Below are 7842 nucleotides of genomic sequence, written 5' to 3'. Positions count from 1 at the left end.
ATCTTTAATTCTTCCTTATAATGATCCTTAATAAATTTAACCGTTTCTTCAACAACTCTCTCTGCTGCAGAAGGAATTTTACATGCCTCTTTTTGTAAATGTAAGAGAAATTCTTGAAAATATAATTGTTGCCGTAATTGATAGTCTGGTGTTTGATGACTAATACTCATTAAGTTATCAAAAATATTTTCTACAAACTTCATATTCTCAATTTCTCCAAAGCAAGGCAGACAAAAACGGTAAGCAGAAGGAGTTTCCATATCACCTTCTGATAACAAAATATCTGCCCAATTATCAATCCCATCCTCAACAAGGTCATAATGATTAGGCATCGAAAAATGCAGCCAATAATATTCTGTTTTGACACAGCAGCCTTTATGGCCAAAATGTTCAAATCCTGGGACTAAAATAATATATTGCCCCTCACCAACCGTATAAGGAATGTCATCCTCTGTAATAAATAATTCACCGTGCTTTACATAGATTAAATCAAATACTGTAAAAGTTCTCCTAAAATGCCTTGTGCCTTTTTCAAAAACAGCATATCCCCCCATTATTAATGTTGGGAATGGAGGAACCATCATTTCAATATATGACATATCCAATCACCCTTTTCAAAGTTACTCTAGTATGATGCATCATTATCAGCAAAATTTTTATCTTTAAATAATAAATTATGAGATTTATTGTCCAATAATTTTTCAATTAGGAGCTTAACAGAGAGATAAACGCTTACATTTTATGATGTCTTTCTCAAAAAATGTTGATAGTCGGATTTCTCCAAGAATTATCGTAATCCTCTCTTTCTATTATACACGAACGTATGTAAACTAATTAAGACTTAATAACGTACTTCAAAAGGTGTTGATAAAAATGTCATCAGAATTTAAAAATCGGAATTTGACATTATTCGCTCTTACATGGCCGATCTTTATCGAGCAAATGCTTCATATGCTAATGGGAAATGCTGATACATTGATGCTTAGCCAATATTCGGATAACTCTGTGGCAGCAGTCGGTGTGTCAAATCAAATATTATTTTTATTAATCGTTATGTTTGGTTTCATTGCAACAGGAACAACGATTCTTATAACGCAATATTTAGGTGCGAATAATGTTAAGGATGCTAAAGAGGTTTCAATTGTATCCATTTCTGCTAATCTTATAATTAGTCTTATATTAAGCGTTGCTATTGTCATCGCTAGTGATGAGATTCTTCGATTAATGAATTTACCAGAAGAATTAATACCAGAGGCTAAATCATATTTACAAATCGTTGGTGGCTTTTCATTTGTTCAAGCATTAATTATGACTGTTAGTGCCATCTTAAAAAGCTATGGTTATACGAAGGACACGATGTTTCTTACAATTGGTATGAACCTATTAAATGTAATCGGTAACTTTGTTCTCATATTTGGGGCATTCGGAATACCTGCACTTGGTGTACAAGGAGCTGCGATTTCAACGGTCGTTTCTCGTATTATTGCTTTATTTATCATTTTTTATATGTTAAAAAAGCGGTTATATTTTACGATCAAGCTAAAAGATTTAATTCATATCCCAATGCACCATCTTAAAAATCTATTAGGTATTGGGGTACCAACTGCTGGTGAACAATTATCCTATAACACATCACAAATGGCGATCACTTTTTTCATTACGATGATAGGTACAGAAGCCCTTACTACTAGAGTTTATACGCAAAATTTAATGATGTTTATGATGTTATTTAGCATTGCCATTAGCCAAGGAACACAAATTTTAATTGGTTATTTAATTGGTGCAAAGGAGTATGAATCCGCCTATAAACGCTGTTTAAAAAGTCTATATTCTGGGATAACAATTTCAATCTTAATGGCAGTTATCTTTAGTATATTCTCTAAGCCATTATTAGGAATTTTCACTTCAAATGAACGTATTTTAGAGGTCGGCGGTCTTTTAGTGCTCTTAACAATTATTCTAGAACCAGGAAGATCCTTTAATATGGTCATTATCGGTTCCTTAAGAGCTGCAGGAGATATAAAATTCCCGACCTATGTAGGTATTTTATCAATGTGGGGCATTGCTGTTCCAGTGGCCTATATATTAGGAATTCACTTCGATTTGGGCCTCGTTGGCGTTTGGATTGCCTTTATTGCAGATGAGTGGTTCCGAGGAATCATAATGCTTTACCGTTGGAAATCTCGTGCTTGGATGACGAAACGTTTTGCTCAGAAAGCAGTTACTACTTAAAAAGAACTAAACAACCTTCTATTTCAGTTACAAGATTAGAACTAGATAAGGCTATCCCATGACGATGCTTTCTGTGGGATAGCCTTATTTTTTATTCAAACAGTTTATCTTTCATCAAGATCAATACGGTAATTTTCAAACCATACATGAATTTGTGCTAGATGTGCAAGCAATTGCGGTCCTGACATTAATTGGCCAAACCACGGAACTTTAAATGTATTTCCTTCTGATTCAATTAAATCTTGGAGCATTTGTTTTGATAATAAAACATGTAATATCGAATCTTTATTCGCTACAAGTGTTTGTAACCAGTTTTTCACTAATCGCGTATATTCTGGATTATGAGTTTTTGGATAAGGGCTTTTTTTACGATAGAGTACCTCATTTGGGAGAATTCCTTCTAGTGCTTTTCGTAATATCCCTTTTTCCCTTCCTCCATGCATTTTCATCTCCCAAGGAATATTCCATACATATTCAACAAGTCGATGATCAGCAAATGGTACACGAACCTCTAAGCTTGCTCCCATACTCATTCGATCTTTTCTGTCCAGTAAATTTGTCATAAACCAATGGAGATTTAAATAAAAGAGCTGGCGTCTTTTTGCTTCAATTTCTGTTTCACCTTCTAACAATGGTGTTTCTTTTACGGTTTCTTCATATCGTGCTTGAACATATTCATTTAGCTTTAACTTTTCCTGCCATTCCGGCTTTAATAAATTCACTCTCGCATCGGTTGAGCGCATCCATGGAAATGCGGGACTTGATAGATCATCTGGTCGATGAAACCAAGGATATCCCCCAAAAATTTCATCGGCACATTCTCCAGATAACCCTACAACAAAATCCTTTTTTATTTCTCGACAAAACCAAAGTAATGATGAATCAACATCAGCCATGCCAGGTAAATCTCTTACATACGTCGCTTCAATGAGGTGATCGACTAATTCATTCTGGCTAATGACACATTGGTGATGAATTGTGTTAAATTCTTCACTTACTTTCTTAATCCAAGGACCATCAGAATTTGGTTGAAACTCATTTGCTTTAAAAAATTTCTCATTATCCTCATAATCAATCGAAAATGAATGAAGATTGCCCTTTCCCTCTAGTTGATATTGTTTAGCAGCTATTGCAGTTATCGCACTGGAATCTAAGCCACCCGATAGGAATGTACATAAAGGCACATCTGATACAAGCTGTCTTTTAACTGCATCTGTAAATAAAAATCTTACGTTTTCAGCTGTTTCCTCCAATGAATCTTCATGCTTTTGACTCTTTACATTCCAATATCTCCAAATTTTCAACCCATTTTTGGAATATACGAGGGCATGTGCTGGTCTTAGCTCATCAATTCCTTTAAATACTCCTACTCCTGGCGTCCTTGAAGGCCCAACTCCAAATATCTCTGCTAAACCGGTATAATCAAGAATTGCAGATACGGAAGGATGTGCTAAAATCGCTTTTAATTCAGATGCAAATAATAACGAACCATTTTCTTCTTTGAAAAATAACGGTTTAACCCCCATTCGATCCCGTGCAATGAACAATTTTTCGTTAGCGGAATCCCATACTGCAAAGGCAAAAATACCGTTTAAGTGGTGAACACATTCTTCTCCCCACTCAATATATGATTGTAGCAATACCTCTGTATCTGAATGTCCGACAAAGGAATAACCTCTTGCAAGTAGCTCCTTTCGAATATCTTCCGTATTATAAAGTTCTCCGTTGTAGCAAATCGTATAGCTATTCCCTTCCTTCGTTCGGATCATTGGCTGCTTACCACATTCTGGGTCAACGACAACTAACCGCTTATGACCAAATAACACGTGATTTTCTCCCCATATATTTGTATCATCTGGCCCACGCTTTGCTAAGGTTTCCGTCATTTTACTTATTGTTTCTTCTTCATTTTGGATATTCCCTTTATAGTTAACCCAACCTGTGATTCCACACATTCTTGCATCAACTCCCGATAAAATTTTCACCTATCGATACAGATATCACGTCCGATTGCCTTGCCCAGATTTTATTGTATGCCCACTTTATTTACATGTTGAATTGTCCTAAAAAAAATGCATAAAATTTGTTCGATTTGTCTAAAACGATGATACTGTCTTCTTCTCCATCAATTCCCGTTAAAAAACACAAATTGGATATACATAATGTTGGAGGTTACGAAATGAGCTCTTATAAGCGTTCTGATGTATTATTAAAGCAAAAGCGGTCCTACTATATTGGTAAAATTGATATAACAGAGGATCAATATGTTATATACGATGATATGAATGATGAATTTTTTTTATTAGAGGAACTTGGTGATAAACAACTTGAAGTCCTTAGTCCTCAAGGCTGGAAAAGTGCGAATTGGTTAGGTCTAGGAAAGGTGAAAACAGATGGGGAGCTATTTACATTAAATTGCGGCGATTCTGTACGAATCCGAAAAACACTTCCGTTTGCACTTGATGAAATGTTAAAGGAACTACCTGATGAGACCTTTGTCAAAATCATTAAGCAGCTTAATTCATTATCATTTTCACCTTATGATTGTATTTATTCCTACAATCAGTTGCTCTTTTTTTCAAACAAAGCAAATAAAAAGGGTGTTTCTTTTTTTCAATTTGACAACGAAGAATCCATTTGCGCCATTCAGCATCATTTCGAACGCGGGATTCATTCTTCTGACAGATTTGAATTTACAACAAGCTTTGGCGAAAGACGACTAATTGTATCAATGTATTAAAAAAGCAATGCTCTATGACTAAAACAACATGAAGGTTCACAAATTTCTCCGATCAACATTTTTCTCAAGCTTGTGATTGCGAAAAATTCTCAAGCAAAAAAGGTACCTCGTCATATAAACATATGATGAGATACCCTCAATTAATTAAAACAAGTCAAATCCTTCAGGCAAGCGTAAGCCTAGGGAAATGGTTAAGATAAGTATTACAAAGAACAAAATCCAAAATAGCATCGCAGGTTTCCCTTTTTTTACTTTAGCTAACACCATTTCCATCATACCAATTGTTAAGATTCCTAAAATGATTTTACCGATATATTCCCCATCAATACTTGTAAACCCGGAAAGGATGAGAACTCCTGTCCCGATAACAAGAATGTAAAAAACTCTTAGGATCATTGAAACAATTTTTGCTTGCTTCTCTTTTTTTGATTTCAATAAAGAAGTAGCGACAAAAAATAGGATAATAGCAATTACCCATGACGTAATATGTACATGTGTCATAATTTTCTCCTCCTTGTAAAGTTTTCGTGACGTTTCATCTACCACAAACCTATCACAAAAACTATTTTCCCAAACAAGCCTATTTTAGCATGATTCACCTTATACAGTTAACCTCTTCTCCTCATAAAAAGGTGTAAAATTAGTGAACCTTTTGTAAATAACTACTGCTCATATAGTAAAATCAATTGATTTCTGTTTGTGTCTACTTTTTAAATTTGCTCATTATAATAAACATGATAAAGTGCTTGTCTACAAATTTTCCAAATTAAATCCGGCTACTTTTTTTCTTTCATAAATACTTGTTATTCCTTTACACGATTCCTTAAAACCCCTATACCTTCAATTTCAACCTCTACGATATCACCAGGCTTTAGAAATCTCGGAGGATTAAAGCCTTTGCCTACTCCAGCAGGTGTCCCTGTAGCAATAATATCACCAGGTTCAAGAGTCGTTCCTTGAGAAATAGTTGAGATAACATGCTCAATTGAAAAAATCATATCCTTTGTATTCCCGTTTTGCCTTACCTCTCCATTAATCTTAGTTGTTAATGTTAAATCATATGGATTTGAGACCGCAGATTTATGGACTAAATAAGGCCCCATCGGACATGAAGTATCTAGGCTTTTCCCTAATAAAAACTGCTTATGCTGTGCTTGAAGATTTCTAGCTGTAAGATCATTGATAATCGTATAACCAAACACATAATCCATAGCTTCCGCTTCGTTTATTTGCTTCCCTTTTTGACCAATAACGATAGCAAGCTCTCCCTCATAGTCCAGCTCATTCGTAATATGTAAATGTGGATCAATTTCATCTTCATGTCCAATCACCGTTGTAGGTGCTTTTGAAAATAGCATAACATGTTTAGGAATGTCCTCTTCACTACCCATTTCAATTGCATGCTCACGATAATTTTTCCCTACACAAAATATGTTTTTCGTTGGACGTGGGATAGGTGGAAGTATAGTAACATCCTCTATGCGATATAAAAATCCTTCAGAACCTTCCTCATTGATTTTGTCCACAATTTGCTTTACATGTTGGACAAATTTATCACCTAGTTTAATACACTCATATAGCGACTTTGGAATAGAGGATAATTCAAATATCTCCTTCTCTGCCTTTGCTAAATCAATAATTCTCTCTCCATGTACTAAACCTATAAATGATTCTTTATGGATCATTGCAGTAACAAACTTCATAAACAACCTCCAATTTTAATGTAATTCAATTAAACACTTACCATAGCTGTTTAGTATTATGACAGATTATTTCTAATAATTCATTGTACCTGATATGTAGAATATTCGCTAAGCAAGTCGTTATTTCCTTTAATAATAATGGTGTAGTTTGTCTTTCCGAAAAAGGACCACCATGCTGCCACGGACCATCTGTTTCAATTAGCAATTGTTCAAGTGGTATTTGCTTTACCAATAACTGGTCTCTTTCACGATAGCAAACCTCTGGAGTTACAGAAACAAAATACCCAGAAGAAACGATTTCGTTGACAGTACTAGCCGAGGCTTTCAACCAATGAAAATGAGCCAATTCAACTTTTAACTTTTTTAATGATATTAATGCCTTTTTAGCCTCTTCATGTACTGCATGTAAAGAAACAGGTAAATTTTCTTTTTTAGCAACACGAAGAAAGGTTTCAAGTACGTCAATAAATTGCTCCTCACTGTATTTCGTATATAGTTCTTCTTTCTTGTAAGTAGGCAAGCCGATTTCTCCAATCCCAGCTAATTGTTTTCTTTCTTGATGCACTAAATCAATAAGTTCATATAAATCTCTTGTATTTGGTGGCGGTTCCTCTGGATGATGGCCAATTGCTGCTCGGATAAAATTTGGATACTCCTGCTTTAACTTCAATATATCATAACTTGATTTTAAATTCGTTGAAACCGCAACTACACCTGCTATCCCATTCTCACTCCATTTATTTATCATTTCTTTTATACCGGTTTGATCATATTGGTCGAGGTGGATATGTGCGTCAATCATCCTACTCTAGTCCCCTTTCTTCACAAAAAAAGTAGTTAACGATAACCTAAATGTAGAAATTTGTATCTTTTTTGCATGTTTTATCGAATCTATTACTTTTTAAGAATAAGGATGTATAATAAGCTTGTCCTCATAAAAGGATAGATAAATTATTTAGAGATGGAGACGTAAAATGTTTACAAATAGTATCGAATTAAAAAGAAAATCCTTATTGAAAACAGCCTTACAATATGGAATAAACTCGAGCGAAACGATTACTTGCAGCCAAGAGCTCGATATTTTGTTACTTAATGAAATTAAGTTAAGAAACTCAAAAATAACTTCAAATCAAGTTAATACTTCATATAAAAAAGAATAGAATTGAA

The 7842-nt window shown here is 34.5% G+C and carries 8 protein-coding genes; 3 read left to right on the top strand and 5 right to left on the bottom strand.

Going from position 1 to position 7842, the window contains the following annotated elements; genetic code table 11:
- Window positions 1–599: AraC family transcriptional regulator (locus tag HU235_RS10195; protein WP_174880155.1), on the bottom strand; the 599-nt coding region annotated here is incomplete at its 3' end.
- 274 nt (window positions 600–873) lie between these two features.
- On the opposite strand from HU235_RS10195, the gene HU235_RS10190 reads away from it, so the two are divergent.
- Window positions 874–2232, top strand: a complete 1359-nt coding sequence (locus HU235_RS10190) for an MATE family efflux transporter (RefSeq protein ID WP_174880154.1) — start codon at window positions 874–876, stop codon at window positions 2230–2232.
- A gap of 104 nt (window positions 2233–2336) precedes the next feature.
- Here HU235_RS10190 and asnB read toward each other — a convergent pair whose 3' ends face one another.
- Complete coding sequence (asnB, locus tag HU235_RS10185; RefSeq protein WP_174880153.1) at window positions 2337–4187, bottom strand: asparagine synthase (glutamine-hydrolyzing); 1851 nt, start codon at window positions 4185–4187, stop codon at window positions 2337–2339.
- A 224-nt stretch (window positions 4188–4411) separates the two neighbouring features.
- Here asnB and HU235_RS10180 point away from each other — a divergent pair, with 224 nt between their 5' ends.
- The gene (locus tag HU235_RS10180) at window positions 4412–4972 is read left to right on the top strand and encodes a DUF2777 family protein (RefSeq protein ID WP_174880152.1); all 561 of its coding nucleotides are present in this window, start codon (window positions 4412–4414) and stop codon (window positions 4970–4972) included.
- Window positions 4973–5116: 144 nt separating this feature from the next.
- Here the strand turns inward: HU235_RS10180 and HU235_RS10175 are convergent, their stop codons facing one another.
- From HU235_RS10175 to HU235_RS10165, 3 genes are all read right to left on the bottom strand, one after another.
- Window positions 5117–5473, bottom strand: coding sequence for a YisL family protein (locus tag HU235_RS10175; protein WP_145581435.1), 357 nt, complete (start codon window positions 5471–5473; stop codon window positions 5117–5119).
- A gap of 302 nt (window positions 5474–5775) precedes the next feature.
- Complete coding sequence (locus tag HU235_RS10170; protein ID WP_095300839.1) at window positions 5776–6675, bottom strand: fumarylacetoacetate hydrolase family protein; 900 nt, start codon at window positions 6673–6675, stop codon at window positions 5776–5778.
- Window positions 6676–6712: 37 nt separating this feature from the next.
- Window positions 6713–7477: a TatD family hydrolase gene (locus HU235_RS10165; protein ID WP_095300840.1), complete on the bottom strand. Its 765-nt coding sequence runs from the start codon at window positions 7475–7477 to the stop codon at window positions 6713–6715.
- Window positions 7478–7649: 172 nt separating this feature from the next.
- On the opposite strand from HU235_RS10165, the gene HU235_RS10160 reads away from it, so the two are divergent.
- Window positions 7650–7835 (top strand): aspartyl-phosphate phosphatase Spo0E family protein, encoded by a 186-nt coding sequence (locus tag HU235_RS10160; protein WP_095300841.1) that lies wholly within the window; start codon window positions 7650–7652, stop codon window positions 7833–7835.
- Window positions 7836–7842: the final 7 nt, after the last annotated feature.

Origin of the sequence: Metabacillus niabensis, assembly GCF_902829255.1 — a bacterium.
GTDB classification, from domain to species: Bacteria; Bacillota; Bacilli; order Bacillales; family Bacillaceae; genus Metabacillus; species Metabacillus niabensis.
Note: the sequence above shows the minus strand (reverse complement) of the source record. Positions and strands in the feature narration are given on the sequence as shown.